The organism is Streptomyces sp. HD, assembly GCF_028369295.1.
Lineage (GTDB): Bacteria > Actinomycetota > Actinomycetes > Streptomycetales > Streptomycetaceae > Streptomyces.
Map to the genome: position 1 here is coordinate 15847 of NZ_JAQMYP010000083.1, position 17263 is coordinate 33109.

Consider the following 17263-nt stretch of genomic DNA (forward strand, 5'->3'; position numbering starts at 1 on the left):
GTCCGTACGGCATGTCGGCCGATGACCAATCCAGCCAAGGTTGGGCTCGTTTCTGTATGTCTCCGAGACTGTCGATGTCGAGGTATTTGGTGGGGTTTGTGGTGAGTGGTGACCGGATGCGAATGCGTCCGGGATCCCGGAATCCGGCTTCAGTGCAGGTCAGCGACGTGGGGCGAAAGGGGCGTGTGGGGTGTTTCACAGCACGACACGGTGGAGTGACCTGGGGGAGAGTCGTCGCGGCCCGCTCAAGAGTGCGGTACCGTCCAACGTCGTGAGCCCTGTACGTCGCTGTTCGCGCACCGCTTGCGGCCGCCCCGCCGTCGCGACGCTGACGTACGTCTACGCCGACTCGACCGCGGTCCTCGGCCCGCTCGCCACCTACGCCGAACCCCACTGCTACGACCTGTGCGCCGAGCACTCCGAGCGCCTCACCGCCCCGCGCGGGTGGGAGGTCGTGCGCTTGCTGGACGGCTCCGCTCCGGCCCGCCCGAGCGGTGATGACCTGGAAGCGCTTGCCAACGCCGTGCGCGAGGCGGCACGTCCGCAGGAGCGGGCGGCCCAGGCCGGCGGAGGCGGGGGGCGCGGCGCCGATCCGATGGAGGTCGCGCGCCGGGGGCATCTGCGGGTGCTGCGGTCGCCCGACAACTGACGGTCGGTCATCTCCCGCTTTGCGGGTGTTGCTCGTGTGCTCGTTTCGCTGAGTGATGCACAGGCATTGACGTTCGGTTGGCGCGGACACGACCATTCCGTATGCCGGAACGAGAAATCGCTTTCCGCATGACGGAATCCGGGGAGGCGCCCGTGTACGTCCAGGAATTGGAGCCCGTAGCCGGCTCGCTGGGGCTGTCCGCCCTCGTGGCGGCCCTGCCGCTCGTGATCGTGCTCGTCCTGCTGGGCGGGGTTCGGATGAAGGCGCACCTGGCGGGGCTCATCGGGCTTCTGGCGGCCGTTCTGGTCGCCTGGCTCGTGTACGGCATGCCGCTCGATCAGACGCTCTCCAGCGCCGCCCAGGGGGCCGTCTTCGGGCTCTTCCCCATCCTGTGGATCGTCGTCAACGCGCTCTGGGTGTACCGGATGACCGTCCGGACGCGTCATTTCGACATCCTGCGGCGGTCGTTCGGCCGGCTGTCCGACGACCCGCGGATCCAGGCGCTCGTCGTCGCCTTCTGCTTCGGGGCGTTGCTGGAGGCCCTCGCCGGATTCGGGGCGCCCGTCGCGATCTGCTCGGTCATGCTGGTGGCGCTCGGATTCGAGCCGGTGCGCGCGGCCGTTGTCGCGCTGGTCGCCAACACGGCGCCGGTCGCCTTCGGCGCGATGGGCACGCCCGTGGTGACGCTGGCTCAGGTCACCGGGCTGCCGTTGGACGACGTGGCGTCCGTGGTGGGGCGCCAGACACCGCTGCTGGCGCTGGTCGTGCCGCTCGTGCTCGTCGGCCTGGTGGACGGGCGGCGCGGCTTGCGCGAGACCTGGGTGCCCGCCGTGGTGTGCGGAGTCACCTTCGCCGTCGCCCAGTTCGCCGCCTCGAACTACGTCTCCGCGCAACTCGCCGACATCGGCGCCGCGCTGGCCGGTGCGGGCGCCCTGGTCGCCGTACCGCACGCGCGTGTGCCCGCCGACGAGGCGGTACGCGCGTCCGTGCTGACCGGCGCACGGAGCGAGGAGCTGGACGAAGCCGATCCGCGGCGGGAGGTGGTGCGCGCCTATGCGCCGTACGGGCTGATCGTGGTGATCTTCTCCATCGCGCAGATCCCGGTGGTCAAGGACTGGCTGGCCGAGGCGACCCAGATGTACGACTGGCCCTTCCTGAACGTCGTGAACGCCGACGGGGAGCCGGTCGGCGGCAATGTCTTCACCTGGCCCATCGTGTCCACCGGCGGCACGCTCGTGCTGCTCGCCGGCGTGTGCACGGCCGTCGTCCTCGGCGTGCACGCGCGCGTGGCCGTCAGGGAATGGGCCGCCACCGTGGACGAGTTGAGGTTCGCGATCCTGACCGTGACGTCCGTGCTCGGGCTCGCCTACGTCATGAACCTCTCCGGACAGGCGGCCACCATCGGCTACTTCGTGGCGGCGGCCGGCGCCGGGCTGGCCTTCCTGTCCCCGGTGCTGGGCTGGTTCGGAGTGGCCGTCTCCGGGTCGGACACCTCGGCGAACGCCTTGTTCGGCGCCCTGCAGGTGACGGCGGCGCGGGAGTCGGGGCTGTCGCCGGAACTCCTGGCCGCCGCCAACAGTTCAGGTGGTGTGCTCGGCAAGATGATCTCGCCGCAGAACCTCACCATCGCGTGCGCGGCCGTCGGCCTGGCGGGCCGGGAGGGGGACCTGCTGCGGAAGGTGCTGCCGTGGAGCCTGGGCCTGCTGCTGGTGATGTGCCTGATCGTGGTCGGACAGAGCTCACCGGTGCTGGGCTGGATGCTGCCCTGACGTCAGCGCTGACCACGAGGTTACGGCTCGGGGTCCACTCAGTGGGCACACAGCGCACTGTCAGTGAGGGCGGGTAGTTTGGGGTGACCGATAGGACTTCAGGAGGGTTGGCCGTGGCTGCTGATCTGTCACAGCTCGTGAAGGCGTACGACGTGCGCGGGGTCGTCCCGGACCAGTGGGACGAGTCGCTGGCCGAGCTCTTCGGGGCCGCCTTCGTGCAGGTGACCGACGCGAGCGCGATCGTCATCGGGCACGACATGCGCCCCTCGTCACCCGGCCTGTCCCGCGCCTTCGCGCGCGGCGCCGCCGCCCGGGGTGTCGACGTCACAGAGATCGGTCTGTGTTCCACCGACCAGCTGTACTACGCCTCGGGCGCGCTGAACCTGCCGGGCGCGATGTTCACCGCCTCGCACAACCCGGCCCAGTACAACGGCATCAAGATGTGCCGCGCGGGCGCCGCCCCGGTCGGCCAGGACACCGGCCTCGCCGACATCCGCGAACTGGTCGAGCGCTGGAGCGAGTCGGGCGCCCCCGAGCCCGCCGCGACGCCGGGAACGATCACCCAGCGGGAGACGTTGGAGGACTACGCGGCCCACCTCCGCTCCCTCGTCGACCTGACCTCCATCCGCCCCCTGAAGGTCGTCGTCGACGCGGGCAACGGCATGGGCGGTCACACGGTCCCCACCGTGCTCGGCGGCCTCCCGCTCGACGTCGTCCCGATGTACTTCGAGCTGGACGGCACCTTCCCGAACCACGAGGCCAACCCCCTGGACCCGGCGAACATCGTGGACCTGCAGAAGCGGGTGCGCGAGGAGTCCGCCGACCTTGGCATCGCCTTCGACGGCGACGCCGACCGCTGCTTCGTCGTCGACGAGCACGGCGGCCCCGTCTCCCCGTCCGCCATCACCGCCCTGGTCGCCTCGCGCGAACTCGCCAAGCACGGCGGCAAGGGCACGGTCATCCACAACCTGATCACCTCCTGGTCGGTCCCTGAGGTCGTCAAGGAGAACGGCGGCACCCCCGTCCGCACCCGCGTCGGCCACTCCTTCATCAAGGCCGAGATGGCCAGGACGGGGGCCATCTTCGGCGGCGAGCACTCCGCCCACTACTACTTCAAGGACTTCTGGAACGCCGACACGGGCATGCTGGCCGCCCTGCACGTCCTGGCGGCACTGGGTGGCCAGGAGGGCCCCCTCTCCGGACTGGTCGCCCAGTACGACCGCTACGCCGGCTCCGGCGAGATCAACTCCACGGTCGCCGACCAGACGGGCCGCCTCGCCGCCATCAAGGCCACGTACGAGGCCCGCGAGGGCGTGGAACTCGACGAGCTCGACGGCCTGACGGTCACCTCCGCCGACTGGTGGTTCAACGTCCGCCCGTCCAACACGGAACCGCTGCTCCGCCTGAACGCGGAGGCCCGGGACCAGGCGACGATGGCCAAGGTGCGGGACGAGGTGCTGGGGATCATCAGAGGCTGAGACGGCGGTGCTGGGTCATCAGAGGCTGACACGGCGGTGTTGGGTCATCAGAGGCTGAGACGGTCGGGGCAGGGCACGGTGCCGCCGGTTGTTCTCAACGCCGGCCCGATTCTCTCTTTCAGCCCGTCCGGCTTCTTTTTCTTTCAGCCCGTCCGGCGTTTGAGGACAAGGCCCTTCAGGGGCCGGAGCGGGGGTCTGGGGGCGGCAGCCCCCAGAAGGCCGCGGGGTCGAAGGGGCAGCGCCCCTGGAGGACGGGACGGGTAGGGGCGGCGGGGGCGAACCCCTCCCCACCCGCACCCTCCCGCCCAACCCCGGCACCCAGCCCCCACCGGCGGTACGCTGACCAGGCACATCCGCACACCCGCACGTACCGCACCCACCCGCCCCAGAAGGGACCCGTCATGCCGCTGGAAGCCGGCCTCCTGGAGATCCTCGCCTGCCCGGCCTGCCACGCTCCCCTCAAGGAGCAGGACGCCGAACTGATCTGCACCGGCCAGGGCTGCGGCCTGGCGTACCCCGTCCGCGACGGCATCCCCGTCCTGCTCGTCGACGAGGCCCGCCGCCCCGCGTAACGCACCCCCACGGTCACGGCACCGGCGTAAAGCCGCCAGGACCGCGACCGCCGTAAGGCGGCTGGCGCAAGGGGACCGGCGCAAGGCGACGGCGTAAGCCGCCCGGCAACCGCTCCGGCGCTGGCCGCTCGCCCCCCCCGCCTCAAGGTGACCGGCGACCGGGCACCGGCTGAAGGCGACCGACCGCCACAAGCCGCACCGCCCCTCCACCAAGCCGCCCCGCCCCTCACCTCAGGGCACCCGGCCTCACCCCAAAGCCACCCGACAACCGCACCCCACTCCCGAACAAAGCCACCCCACCACCCCACCCCAAACAGACCCGCCCCCACCCGCCCCGGCGATCGGAGGCTGCCGCCCATGCTCGACGAATCGCTGCTCGACACGCCGGAGGCGCTCGCCGAGGCCGACCACCGCGCCCTGCTCCGCGGCGCGGCCGAAGCCGGCGCCCGTGTCCGCACCGCAGCCCGACACGCCGTCGAAGCCGGCGTCCACGACCTCAAACCCGACGGCCGCCCCCGCGCCATCCTCATCGCGGGCCCCGGAGCCGCCGCCATCTGCGTGGCCGACCTCCTCGGCACCCTCGCCGGCGCCACCAGCCCCGTAACCCGACTGGCCCCCTCGGGCGTCGCCCCCGCCGCGGGTGCCCTGCGCTGGGAGCTGCCCGGCTGGGTCGGCTCCGTGGACCTGCTGCTGATCACCACCCCGGACGGCACCGAGCCCGGCCTGTCCCTGCTCGCCGAGCAGGCCTACCGCCGCGGCTGCACGGTCGTCGCCGTGGCCCCCGCCGGCACCCCGCTCACCGAAGCGTTGCACGGCAACCACGGCCTCTTCGTGCCGATGGCGACCGCCCCGTACGAGCAGGACGAGCCCAGCGCCGCCTCCGCCCCCGGCGTCCTGTGGGCGCTGCTCACCCCGCTCCTGGCGCTCCTCGACCGCACCGGCCTGCTCGCCGCCCCGCCCGAGGTGCTGGAGAAGGTCGCCGACCGCCTCGACCACATCGCCGAACGCTGCGGGCCCGCCATCGCGACCTACAGCAACCCCGCCAAGACCCTGGCTGTCGAACTCGCCGACGCGCTCCCGCTGGTCTGGACGGAGGGCCTGTCCGCCGGCCCGGCAGGCCGTCGCTTCGCTGCCGCGCTCGCCGAGCTCTCCGGTCACCCCTCCCTCGTCGCCGAACTGCCCGAGGCACTCGCCTCGCACAGCGCCCTGCTCGCCGGACGGCTGGCGGCGAGCGCCGACCCCGACGACTTCTTCCGCGACCGAGTCGAGGAGACACCCGCGCTGCACGCGCGCGTAGTGCTGCTCCGCGACCGCCCGATCGCCGGCCTCACCGCCGCGCCGTCCGCGCGCGACCTGGCCCTGAGCCACGACACACCCATCAGCGAACTGGAGCCGGAGCCCGGCGACGAGCTCGAAACCCTCGCGGAACTGATCGCCATCACGGATTTCGCCGCCGTTTACCTGGCGCTCGCCTCGGGAGCCTGATCTATCCCAGGACGCCCTGGCAGCCGTACGGCCAAGGAACCGGCAGCCGTACGCACGGCGAACTCGCGTCCTGAACAACGAGACCGCGTCGCACGGACAGAGAGCAGGCAGAGACCCGCATGGACCGCCTCGACAACACCATCCGCCCCTACGCCTGGGGTTCCACCACCGCGATTCCACAGCTCCTCGGCGTCGAGCCGACCGGCGAACCGCAGGCGGAGATGTGGATGGGCGCGCACCCGGGCGCACCCTCGCGCACCGCGCGCGGGACGCTCGCCGAGGTCATCGATGCCGACCCGGAGCGCGAGTTGGGCGCCGCGGCCGTCGCGAAGTTCGGCCCCCGCCTGCCGTTCCTGCTGAAGATCCTCGCCGCCGGAGCCCCGCTCTCCCTCCAGGTGCACCCCAACCTGGCGCAGGCGAAGGAGGGTTACGAGGACGAGGAGCGCCAAGGCATCCCCGTGACCGCCGGCCACCGTAACTACAAGGACGCCAACCACAAGCCCGAACTGATCTGCGCGCTCACCGAGTTCGACGGCCTGTGTGGCTTCCGCGACCCCCTGCGGGCCGCCGACCTGCTGGACGGCCTCGGCGTCGACTCCCTCAAGCCGTACGTCGATCTCCTGCACGCCCACCCCGAGGACGCGGCCCTGCGCGAGGTGCTCACCGCGATCCTCTCCGCCGACCCGGACGAAATGGCTCGCACGGTCGCCGACGCTGCGGCCGCCTGCACCCGCCTCGGTGGCGACTACGCCCGCTACGCCGACATCGCCCACCACTTCCCGGGCGACCCCGGCGTCATCGCCGCGATGCTCCTCAACCACGTCCGACTGCAGCCCGGCGAGGCCCTGTTCCTCGGCGCCGGCATCCCGCACGCCTACCTGAGCGGTCTCGGCGTGGAGATCATGGCCAACTCCGACAACGTCCTGCGCTGCGGCCTGACCCCCAAGCACGTCGACGTCCCCGAACTCCTGCGCGTCGTCCGCTTCGAGGCGGGTGACCCGGGAGTGCTGCGCCCGGAGGCCGCCCCGGACGGCGAGGAGGTCTACGAGACCCCGATCGACGAGTTCCGCCTGTCCCGGTACGTCCTCCCGGAGGGCACCGTCGCCCACGACCTCACGCGCGCGACACCGCAGATCCTGCTCTGCACGGCCGGTGCCGTCCGCGCCGGGGAGCACGAGCTGACGCCGGGCCGGTCCGTCTTCGTACCGGCGGGCGAAAAGGCCGAAGTGGCCGGGGCCGGTACGGTCTTCCGGGCCACGGTCGTCGCCTGACCGAGGCCATCCCACGACCCGGCGCACCAATGTCGGACCGGGCTGCAACAATGGCCCACCGGCAAAGGAAGGGCAAAGCCGTTGGGGGCGCATGCTCCCTTCGACGATGCCCCGGACGGCGCTCCGGCGTACGTACGAAGGTCACGCAGGCCAGAAGGCTACGCAGACCACGATGGTCGCGCAGGCCACGATGGTCGAGCAGGCCACGAAGGCTCCGAAGGCGAAGGGACAACGCGACACATGAGCGCGTCAGGCGGTACCAAGGCGATCGTGGCGGCACTCGCCGCCAACCTCGCGATCGCTGCATCGAAGTTCGTGGCGTTCGCGTTCAGCGGTTCGTCGTCGATGCTCGCCGAGGGCGTGCACTCGCTCGCCGACTCGGGCAACCAGGCCCTGCTGCTGGTCGGCGGCAAGAAGGCCCAGCGCGAGGCCACCCCGCAGCACCCCTTCGGCTACGGCCGCGAGCGCTACATCTACGCCTTCCTCGTCTCGATCATCCTGTTCTCGGTCGGCGGCATGTTCGCCCTCTACGAGGGCTACGAGAAGATCAAGCACCCGCACGAGATCGAGCACTGGTACTGGCCGGTCGGCGTGCTCGTTTTCGCGATCATCGCCGAAGCGTTCTCCTTCCGGACGGCCATCAAGGAGTCCAACGGCCTGCGGGGCCAGAAGTCCTGGAAGGAGTTCGTCCGCCACGCCAAGGCCCCCGAACTGCCCGTTGTCCTGCTGGAGGACTTCGGCGCTTTGGTCGGTCTGGTCCTCGCCCTCGGCGGCGTCGGCCTGGCCCTGATCACGGGCGACGGCGTCTGGGACGGCATCGGCACGGTCTGCATCGGCATCCTGCTCGTCCTGATCGCCTTCGTCCTGGCCGTCGAGACCAAGTCGCTGCTGCTCGGTGAGGCCGCGGGCGTCGAGGATGTCACGAAGATCGAGGCCGCCATCGTCGACGGCGACACCGTCCCCCGCATCATCCACATGCGCACGCTGCACCTCGGCCCCGAGGAACTCCTGGTCGCCGCCAAGATCGCCGTCCGGCACGAGGACACGGCCGCCGAGGTCGCCGCCGCCATCGACGCCGCCGAGGCCCGCATCCGCGAGGCCGTCCCGATCGCCCGCGTCATCTACCTCGAACCCGACATCTACAGCGAGACCGAGGCGGCCAAGGGCGCCGACCGCGAGGCGACCCCCGGCGGACCGGCACAGCACAGCTCCGAGCACTGATTCCGGTACGGCAGCCGCCGCCGGGCAATCTGCCTGCCCGGCAATCTGCCCGCGCGGCCACTCGGCCGTACGACGACGGGGCCCGCCGAGCCGATCGGCGGGCCCCGTCGCGCGTCCCCCGTGGGCGGCGGCCTCGTGAAGAGCGTCGACGAGCCCGTCAAAAGCGCCGACAGGCGCTTGTCAGGGACGGGCACGTTTGTCAGGGACGGACTCGCTCGTCAGAAGTACCGTGCGGGCCGTCAGAAATGCCGTGCGGGCCGTCAGAAGTGCTGAGGCCACAGAGCGACCTGCGCCGCCGGCCGCCGCCGAATACTCCGCGCCGTGATCCCGAGGACGAGCCCGACGAGCGCGAGGAGAAGCCCGAGCAACGTGGCCGCGGCGAGCAGCATCGGCATCGCGTAGCTGTCGGTCACCCGGCCCATGACCGCACCGACGGGCACGGTCCCGCCGTGGTCCTCGGCGAATTCACGGGAGTCGCGCGAGTTCTGCCGGTGGTCGCCGAGCAGGAACAGCCGGCCGTCCGGCACCGTCACGTCGTACGGGCGGTGCAACCCGTCGCCGACGCCGTCCTTCACATACGGCTCCCGAAGCGGTTTCCCGTTCACGGTGAGGTGATCCCGTGCCGTGTCCATGCCTTCGCAGCAGACGACGCGGTCGCCGCCCACGCCGATGACACGCTGCATGACGACTGCGTCCTGGTAACGCTCGGGCGCCGTGTACAGCACCACATCGCCCCGCCCCACCTCCCCCGCGCCGACCCGCTCGGCGACGATCCGGTCGCCGACGTCGTACGTGGGCCGCATGCTCTCGCTCGACACACTGGACAGCACATAGTCCGTCCGCAGCCACAGCACGGACCCGATCACCAGCACCAGCCCCAGCGGCCCCATCACCCACGCCGCGACCGCGAGTCTTCGTCCCTGCTCCATCAGCGCTTCCTCCCCACGCGGAACGTCCGCGGCGGCAGAGGGTAGCGACCCCACGTGAAGCGCCCGCGCGGGGCCCGCGGCACGACGGCCGCGGGCCCGCACTTCGGCCACCGCATCTCGATCGCGTGGCAGTCGCGTGGCAGTTCCTCGCTGCAGCTGAACCGCCACGCACTCCGGCTACCGGATCTCGCTCAGCACCCCGAGCACCGCGGCCCCGTCCCCGGCCGCGAGCAGCCGCTCCCGGAACTCCTGGTCCACCAACTTCCGCGACAGCAGCGCCAGAATCCGCAGATGCTCGTCACCCGCGGCCGCCTCCGGTACGGCGATCATGAACACCAGCCTCGCCTTCGTACCGTCCAGCGAGCCCCACTCGACGCCCTCCGCGGACCGTGCGAATCCGACGGCCGGCGCGCTGACCGCATCCGTCTTGGCATGCGGAATCGCGATCTCCTCACCGAGCCCGGTCGTCCCCTGCGCCTCCCGCCGCAGCGCGGTCGCCACCAACTCGCCCACATCCGCGACCTTCCCGGTACGCGCAAGCAACTCGGCCATCTCCCGAATCGCGGCCTCCTTGTCAGCCGCACCGAGCTCAACCTTCACGGTCTCCTCGGTGAGATAACCCGAGAGAACCTCGACCGAGGCACCACCGGCATCCGCCGCGTCGACCACCCCGGACTCCCGCTCCGCCGCGCCGCCCGCCTCGGACTCACCCACAACCGTGTCCGATTCACCCCCGGCAGCCTCCGATACGGCAGCCTCAGGCAGGACAGCCTCCGACTCGGGTACGACCCGCTGCGCCACGACGCCACCGCCATCCGGCACTACATCGACGCCACGGGCTCCCGGCACTTCGCCGACGCCACCAGGTCCCGGCACTTCGCCGCCACGAGCCACGGACCCCTCGCCGACGCCACGAGCACCCGCCCTCTCACCGACGGCACCAGCCCCGGCCACTGCGACGCCCGCCCCGACCAGCGCAGGCTCGGCCCCGGCCATACCCGCACCGACGACCGCCTCCCCGCGCCGCCTGCGCTCACCCAGGTCGACGAGGGCGACCGTCGTCAACGCGGTGATGGCCGACCCGATCACCACGGCCACGAAGAACATCGGCACGCCGCTCACCGCACCCAGCACGGCCACGATCGGCCCGCCGTGCGGCACCGCGTCCTCGACGCCGGCGACCCCGGCGATCGCACCGGCCACCGCGCCGCCCAGCATGTTGGCGGGGATGACCTGCGCGGGCCGTGCCGCGGCGAACGGGATCGCGCCCTCGGAGATGCCGAAGCAGCCCATGAACAGCGAGGCGAGCCCGGTCTCCCGCTCCTGCTCGGTGTACAGCCGCTTCCGGATCAGCGTGGCCAGGCCCTGACCGAGCGGCATGACCGGGATCGCCGCCGCGCACATGCCCATGACCGTCTGGTTGCCGGTCGCGATGAGCCCGGCGCCGAACAGAAACGCCGTCTTGTTGACCGGCCCGCCCATGTCGAACGCGATCATGAGCCCCAGAATCGCCCCGAGCAGGATCGCGCTCGTGCCGGTCATCCCGCTGAGCCAGCTGGTCAGGTGCTCGAACACCCAGGAGATCGGCTTGCCGAGCACATAGATGAAGAACAGCCCGAGCACCGTCGTCGCCACGATCGGGATCACGATGATCGGCATGATCGGTTGCACGAACCTCGGGACCTTGACCTTCTTGATCCACAACACCAGATACCCGGCGAGGAACCCGGTCACGATCGCCCCGATGAACCCGGCGCCCGCCTTGGAGTCGTACAGCTCACCGGTATTGGCTATCCAGCCACCGATCATGCCGGGCACGAGCGCGGGCCTGTCCCCGATGGCGTACGCGATGTACCCGGACAGGATCGGCACCATCAGCGTGAAGCCGATGACACCGATGTTGTTCACGTCCATCCAGAAGGAGTCCTTCGGGATGACCAGGCCGCCGGACGGGTCGGTGTGCCCGCCGAGCGAGAGCGAGATCGCGATCAGCAGCCCGCCGACCACGACGAACGGGATCATGTAACTGACCCCGTTCATCAGCGCCTTGTACCCGACGCTGCGTTCCTTGCCACCGCCGGCCGCGGGGGCCGTGGGGGCGCCCCCTGCCGTGTGCACGGGCGCCGACAGCACCTGCTCGATCAGCCGCTCGGGGTGGCGAATGCCCTCCGCCACCCCGACGCTGAGGACCCGCTTGCCCGCGAAACGGCTCAGGTCCACGTCCTTGTCCGCGGCGACGATGATGCCGTCCGCGTTGCTGACATCGTTGTCATCGAGGACGTTTTCAGCCCCGATGGATCCCTGGGTCTCCACCTTCATGTCGATACCGCGGCTCTCGGCGGCCTGCGCGAGTTTCTCCGCCGCCATGTAGGTGTGCGCGATGCCGGTCGGGCACGCGGTCACCGCGAGCAGCTTCAACCGCTTCCGCTCGCCACCGCCGCTGCCCGTGGGGGGAGGGCCGGCCGGACTGGTCACATCGATCTCCTAACGCCTTTGTCATGCGGAACCGTCGTCCCGGACGCCCCGCAAGATCGACCAGATGTTCCGATCTCCCGGGCATCCTGCACCACCCGGCCGCCGACTCAAAGGCCCAAAGATTCCCGTTCATCCCGCTTCACCACCTCCTGTCGACCGTTCGTTGGTGTCCTGTTATCGCTCCCGCCCATCACACCCACACCCGGCCGCCACCTCATCGCCCGCCGACGCAAGACCGACACCGCACCTTCCGCCGCCCCGAAGGCCGCCGGCTCTGCATCCGGCCACCCTCCGCCACTGCATACGCCTCCCGCGCTCCTGCCCTCCCGCTCTCCTGCCCCCCGCCCCGAACCCTCTGATGGCGCGATGTGTTCGCAGGCGGACTGGGGACGGCCGGACCTCCCGGTGTAGCTTGGGTCAGAGCCAGACGTCGCTGCTGATGGCGGTCGGGCGGTCCCGACACGGACCGACCGAGGGAGAGAGGGCCTCCGACGGACTGCGCTGCGCGTACGCGGGCATGCCTGTGTCCTCTTCGGGCACCCCTGTGTCCGCCGCCGCGCAGACCAGCCGTACCCACCCTCGACCCAACCCCGAGGAGCAGCTCGCAATGACGACTGTCGAGAACCGACAGGACTTCAAGGTCGCCGACCTCTCCCTGGCCGAGTTCGGCCGCAAGGAGATCACCCTCGCCGAGCACGAGATGCCCGGCCTGATGGCGATCCGCAAGGAGTACGCCGAGACCCAGCCGCTGGCCGGCGCCCGCGTCACCGGCTCCCTGCACATGACCGTGCAGACCGCCGTCCTCATCGAGACCCTGGTCGCCCTCGGCGCCGAGGTCCGCTGGGCGTCCTGCAACATCTTCTCCACCCAGGACCACGCCGCCGCCGCGATCGCCGTCGGCCCGAACGGCACGCCCGACAACCCCCAGGGCATCCCGGTCTTCGCCTGGAAGGGCGAGACCCTGGAGGAGTACTGGTGGTGCACGGAGCAGGCCCTGACCTGGCCGAACACCCCCACCGGCGGCCCGAACATGATCCTGGACGACGGCGGTGACGCCACCCTCCTCGTCCACAAGGGCGTCGAGTACGAAAAGGACGGCAAGGTCCCCTCCGTCGACACCGCCGAGTCCGACGAGCACCGCGTCATCCTCGAACTCCTGCACCGCACCATCACGGACGGCTCGCAGAAGTGGACCCAGCTGGCGTCCGAGATCCGCGGCGTGACCGAGGAGACCACGACCGGCGTCCACCGCCTGTACGAGATGCAGCGCGACGGCGTCCTGCTGTTCCCGGCGATCAACGTCAACGACGCCGTCACCAAGTCGAAGTTCGACAACAAGTACGGCTGCCGCCACTCGCTCATCGACGGCATCAACCGCGCCACCGACGTCCTGATCGGCGGCAAGACCGCGGTCGTCTGCGGCTACGGCGATGTGGGCAAGGGCTGCGCGGAGTCCCTGCGCGGGCAGGGCGCCCGCGTGATCATCACCGAGATCGACCCGATCTGCGCCCTCCAGGCGGCGATGGACGGCTACCAGGTCACGACCCTCGACGAGGTCGTCGACAAGGCCGACATCTTCATCACCACGACCGGCAACAAGGACATCATCCTGGCCTCGGACATGGCCAAGATGAAGCACCAGGCGATCGTCGGCAACATCGGCCACTTCGACAACGAGATCGACATGGCCGGCCTCGCGAAGATCCCGGGCATCGTCAAGGACGAGGTCAAGCCGCAGGTCCACACCTGGACCTTCGCGGACGGCAAGGTGCTCATCGTGCTGTCCGAGGGCCGTCTGCTGAACCTGGGCAACGCCACCGGTCACCCGTCGTTCGTGATGTCCAACTCCTTCGCGGACCAGACGCTGGCCCAGATCGAGCTGTTCACCAAGCCCGACGCCTACCCGACCGGTGTGTACACGCTGCCCAAGCACCTGGACGAGAAGGTCGCCCGCCTCCACCTGGACGCGCTCGGCGTGAAGCTGACGACGCTGCGCCCCGAGCAGGCCGCGTACATCGGCGTCGAGGTCGAGGGCCCGTTCAAGCCGGACCACTACCGCTACTGAGCCGAGCCGCCGCCTGACCGACATGTGGCCGGGCGGCGCCGCTTGAGCCGGGTTGCCGGACGACGGAGTTCGCCCGGCAACCTCCGGCGAGCGCGGTCGGCACGGCACTCCTGGCGAGCGCGCCCGTGCACTGACACGCTCCTCAGCAGTAGAACCTCCGAGGCAGGCCCCCGCACCCCCGTGCCGGGGGCCTGCCCCTTTGGCCCGTGCGGCCACCCTGGCCCGTATGGCCGAACCAGCCCGTCAAGCCCCAGGACCCCGATGCCCCGCGGCCGCTATTCGCTCCATGATCCGCACGATCACACCCCCCTCGCAGAAGAACACTTCCGCTGCGCCCCCGGCCCTTCCGGCTGGCGCTACGTCTCCCAGCTGACCACCCCCGCGGGCGATCACAGCGGCTCCGTCGACCTCGCCCTGGACGAGCTCGGCCGTCCCATCCGCCTCGAACTCCATGCCGGTGGCTGGCAGGTACGCGGCGCGGCCCTCGACGGCGTCACCTGGGTCCGCACCGACCCCACCGGGGTTCACGCCACGGAAGGCAATGTGCGCGCCCACGCCTTCACCGGCACGTCCCCCGCATTCCTCATCGCCACCACTCGTCTCCTACGCCTCACCCCTTCCCCCTCGGCAACCCGCGTCCGCCTCGTGGACTTCACGGACCCGGTCCTCGCCCCCCGCACCGTGGACCAGTCCTGGACCTTGGTGAACAGAGAAACACACGCCACTGACAACGCCCCCCTGATCGTGGACGAGTACCAGGTCACAGCCCTGGACACGGGCGAGCAGCACGCCGTACACATCGCAGGCGACGTGGTACTCGCGGCCCCCGGCATCGAACTGGAGGATCTGGACTCCCCACCGTCCACGTTCGCCTGAGCCGGCCCGGGTGGATGGAAGGGCCGCGTGGTGGACATGGTGGCCCGGTCGATTCGCGCGGCGGGCGGGCGGCCCGGGGGGTGCGAGGGATCGGGTGGTTGGGAGAGCAGCGAGCTGAGGTGGCTACGCCGGCGGCACGAACCCGGTGGCGGGCCGGTCGGCGGACTGCGCGTCCTGCGACGCCGGAGTCTGCGGTACGGGGCTCTGAGACGCGGAGGAACGATCCACTTCCGCCCCCGCCGCGGGCTGACCAGCGACCGGAGCAACCCCGACGCCGTAGGCGCCCGACGGAGGCGGCCCAGCCGCGGGCGGCACGACCGGCGGGCCGTACGCGCCGCCGACACCGGCAGGCGCCCCGCTCGCCCCCGGCCCGTCACCGAAGGCGCGGCGCGCCTCCCGGGCCTGCCGTTCGTGCAGCACCGCCGCCAGATACGCGGCCGGCGGCACGCCCTGCAGAGCCGGAGTACCCGTGCGCGCCGCGAGGTCGGTCGCGAGACGTTCCGCCATGTTCTGGCCGACCTGGGGGTCGAGCTGCTGCATCCGCGTCAGGTACTGGCGAATGGCAAGCCACAGGTCATCGGGAACCGCCGACAGGTCGAGCTCCGAGAACCGTCCGGCCAGCCACGGCGGAGGCGGCGGAACGAAGCCAGTCCGTGTGAGGGGCACCCGCTCCCGTACGACGAGAGTCCCGGCGAACACGTCACCGAGCCGCCGCCCGCGCGCGGAGACCAGCGAAGCGATCACGGCGACGACGCCGAGCGTCATAAGAATCTCGATCACACCGATGAGACCCCGCACCAGAGCGTGCCGGAACCGGATCGGACCGCCGTCGTCGCGCACGACGCGCAGCCCGCACGCCAACTTCCCGAGCGAACGCCCTTGGCTGAGCGTCTCGACCGCGATCGGCCCGCCGACCAGCACCAGGACGAACAGGGCGATCGACAGCGCGGTCTGCGCCGCCTCGTCCAGTGAAGCGGTGGCAGCCACCACGCCAATCGTCGCGACGATATAGGCGATCACGGCCACCGCCAGATCGAGCAGCACGGCAAGCGCCCTGCTGGGCAGCTTCGCGGGGCGCAACTCCAGCGCCACCGCCTCGCCCGTGACCAGCTCACTCACGCCGTCCGTCCTTCCCCTGACCTGCCCCTGGAATGGCCAGTCTGCCAAGCTGAGGGCGCATTGCGCCGCAGTACGACAAGCTGACACCTACGACGAGTCGCCGACGAACAGCCGAGGAGCAGAAAACCAGATGGACCTCGACGTCTTCGTCACCGCCCACCGAGCCGAGTGGGACCGACTCGACGCCCTGCTCGGGCGCCAGCGCCGACTCACCGGAGCCGAGACCGACGAGCTCGTCACCCTCTACCAGCGCACCGCCACCCACCTCTCGCTGATCCAGTCCAGCGCCCCCGACCCCCAGCTGACGGGCCGACTCAGCCAATTGGTGGCACGCGCGCGTAGCGCCGTGACCGGCACCCGACGGGCCTCCTGGCGTGACGTCACCCGCTTCCTGGCTCACGGTTTCCCGGCCGCGGTCTACCGATCACGCCACTGGTGGGTGCCCACGGCACTCCTGTCCACCCTCGTCGCGATCCTCCTGGGCTGGTGGATCGCCACCCACCCGGAAGTGCAGACAAGCATTGCCGCCCCGAACGAACTGCGCGAGCTGACGCGCCCCGGCGGCCAGTACGAGACGTACTACTCCAGCCACCCCGCAGCGTCCTTCGCGGCCCAGGTCTGGACGAACAACGCGTGGGCCGCCGCCCTCTGCCTGATCCTGGGCGTCTTTCTAGGCCTCCCGGTGTTCTGGATCCTCTTCCAGAACATGCTCAACCTCGGCGTCGGCTTCGGCCTGATGTCCTCGGCAGGACGCCTGGACACGTTCCTCGGCCTCGTCCTGCCCCACGGCCTCCTCGAACTGACAGCGGTCTTCGTCGCCGCCGGCACAGGCCTACGCCTCGGCTGGACCCTCATCGACCCGGGCCCCCGCACCCGACGCGCAGCCCTCGCCGAGGAAGGCCGAGCCGCGATAGGCATGGCGATAGGCCTCGCCCTGGTCCTCTTCGTCTCCGGCGCCATCGAAGGCTTCGTCACCCCGTCGGGCCTGCCCACGTGGGCCCGCATCACCATCGGCGTCATAGCCGAGCTGGCATTCCTTGCATACGTCTACGTCCTCGGTGGCCGCGCCGCCCGCACCGGAGAGACAGGCGACGTCGAGGCAGCCGAGCGCAGCGCCGCCGTTCCGACGGCGGCCTGATGTGCGGATGCCCGTGCTGAGCTGCTAGTCTCCTCTTCGCCCCACAAGAACCGTTGACACGGAGCGAGTGGGGAGGTAGATTCGAACAGTTGCCTGGAAGTGGATGTAGTCCCGCCGGGCAGAGTGAGCATCTAGCTGCTTCAGTGGAACAGTGATTCCCAAGAAGCCCTTCCCGATGAATCGGAAATGAGTGGCTGGTCAGTCCGGCCCGAAGCT

13 protein-coding genes are annotated in these 17263 nt (G+C 70.6%); 10 read left to right on the plus strand and 3 right to left on the minus strand.

The annotated features are described in order from the left end of the window. Positions 1–271: 271 nt before the first annotated feature. The 7 genes from POF73_RS43105 to POF73_RS43135 all read left to right on the plus strand — a co-directional run bounded on the left by POF73_RS43105 (position 272) and on the right by POF73_RS43135 (position 8445). Entirely contained in the window at positions 272–649 is a 378-nt protein-coding gene (locus tag POF73_RS43105; RefSeq protein ID WP_030053098.1) for a DUF3499 domain-containing protein, read from the plus strand. A gap of 152 nt (positions 650–801) precedes the next feature. Further along, entirely contained in the window at positions 802–2418 is a 1617-nt protein-coding gene (locus POF73_RS43110; RefSeq protein ID WP_272124895.1) for an L-lactate permease, read from the plus strand. Positions 2419–2531: 113 nt separating this feature from the next. After that, positions 2532–3896 (plus strand): phosphomannomutase/phosphoglucomutase, encoded by a 1365-nt coding sequence (locus tag POF73_RS43115; RefSeq protein WP_272124884.1) that lies wholly within the window; start codon positions 2532–2534, stop codon positions 3894–3896. A 401-nt stretch (positions 3897–4297) separates the two neighbouring features. After that, positions 4298–4468, plus strand: a complete 171-nt coding sequence (locus POF73_RS43120; protein WP_086725970.1) for a Trm112 family protein — start codon at positions 4298–4300, stop codon at positions 4466–4468. 357 nt (positions 4469–4825) lie between these two features. Continuing rightward, positions 4826–5953 carry an SIS domain-containing protein gene (locus tag POF73_RS43125; RefSeq protein ID WP_272124885.1) on the plus strand — a complete coding sequence of 376 codons (1128 nt, stop codon included), beginning with the start codon at positions 4826–4828 and terminating at the stop codon, positions 5951–5953. 119 nt (positions 5954–6072) lie between these two features. Further along, complete coding sequence (gene manA, locus POF73_RS43130) at positions 6073–7224, plus strand: mannose-6-phosphate isomerase, class I (protein ID WP_272124886.1); 1152 nt, start codon at positions 6073–6075, stop codon at positions 7222–7224. Positions 7225–7464: 240 nt separating this feature from the next. Next, positions 7465–8445 (plus strand): cation diffusion facilitator family transporter, encoded by a 981-nt coding sequence (locus tag POF73_RS43135; RefSeq protein WP_272124887.1) that lies wholly within the window; start codon positions 7465–7467, stop codon positions 8443–8445. A 260-nt stretch (positions 8446–8705) separates the two neighbouring features. Here the strand turns inward: POF73_RS43135 and lepB are convergent, their stop codons facing one another. Both lepB and POF73_RS43145 read right to left on the minus strand, forming a co-directional pair. Beyond that, a complete protein-coding gene (gene lepB / locus POF73_RS43140; protein WP_272124888.1) occupies positions 8706–9374 on the minus strand; it encodes a signal peptidase I in 669 nt (222 codons plus the stop codon). Between the two features lie 177 nt (positions 9375–9551). After that, complete coding sequence (locus POF73_RS43145) at positions 9552–11849, minus strand: fructose-specific PTS transporter subunit EIIC (protein ID WP_272124889.1); 2298 nt, start codon at positions 11847–11849, stop codon at positions 9552–9554. A gap of 607 nt (positions 11850–12456) precedes the next feature. On the opposite strand from POF73_RS43145, the gene ahcY reads away from it, so the two are divergent. Beyond that, a complete protein-coding gene (gene ahcY / locus POF73_RS43150) occupies positions 12457–13914 on the plus strand; it encodes an adenosylhomocysteinase (protein WP_272124890.1) in 1458 nt (485 codons plus the stop codon). Between the two features lie 261 nt (positions 13915–14175). Then, entirely contained in the window at positions 14176–14790 is a 615-nt protein-coding gene (locus POF73_RS43155; RefSeq protein WP_272124891.1) for a hypothetical protein, read from the plus strand. 123 nt (positions 14791–14913) lie between these two features. Here POF73_RS43155 and POF73_RS43160 read toward each other — a convergent pair whose 3' ends face one another. Next, entirely contained in the window at positions 14914–15909 is a 996-nt protein-coding gene (locus POF73_RS43160) for an RDD family protein (protein ID WP_272124892.1), read from the minus strand. Positions 15910–16039: 130 nt separating this feature from the next. Here POF73_RS43160 and POF73_RS43165 point away from each other — a divergent pair, with 130 nt between their 5' ends. After that, complete coding sequence (locus POF73_RS43165) at positions 16040–17047, plus strand: stage II sporulation protein M (protein WP_272124893.1); 1008 nt, start codon at positions 16040–16042, stop codon at positions 17045–17047. Positions 17048–17263 lie beyond the last annotated feature (216 nt).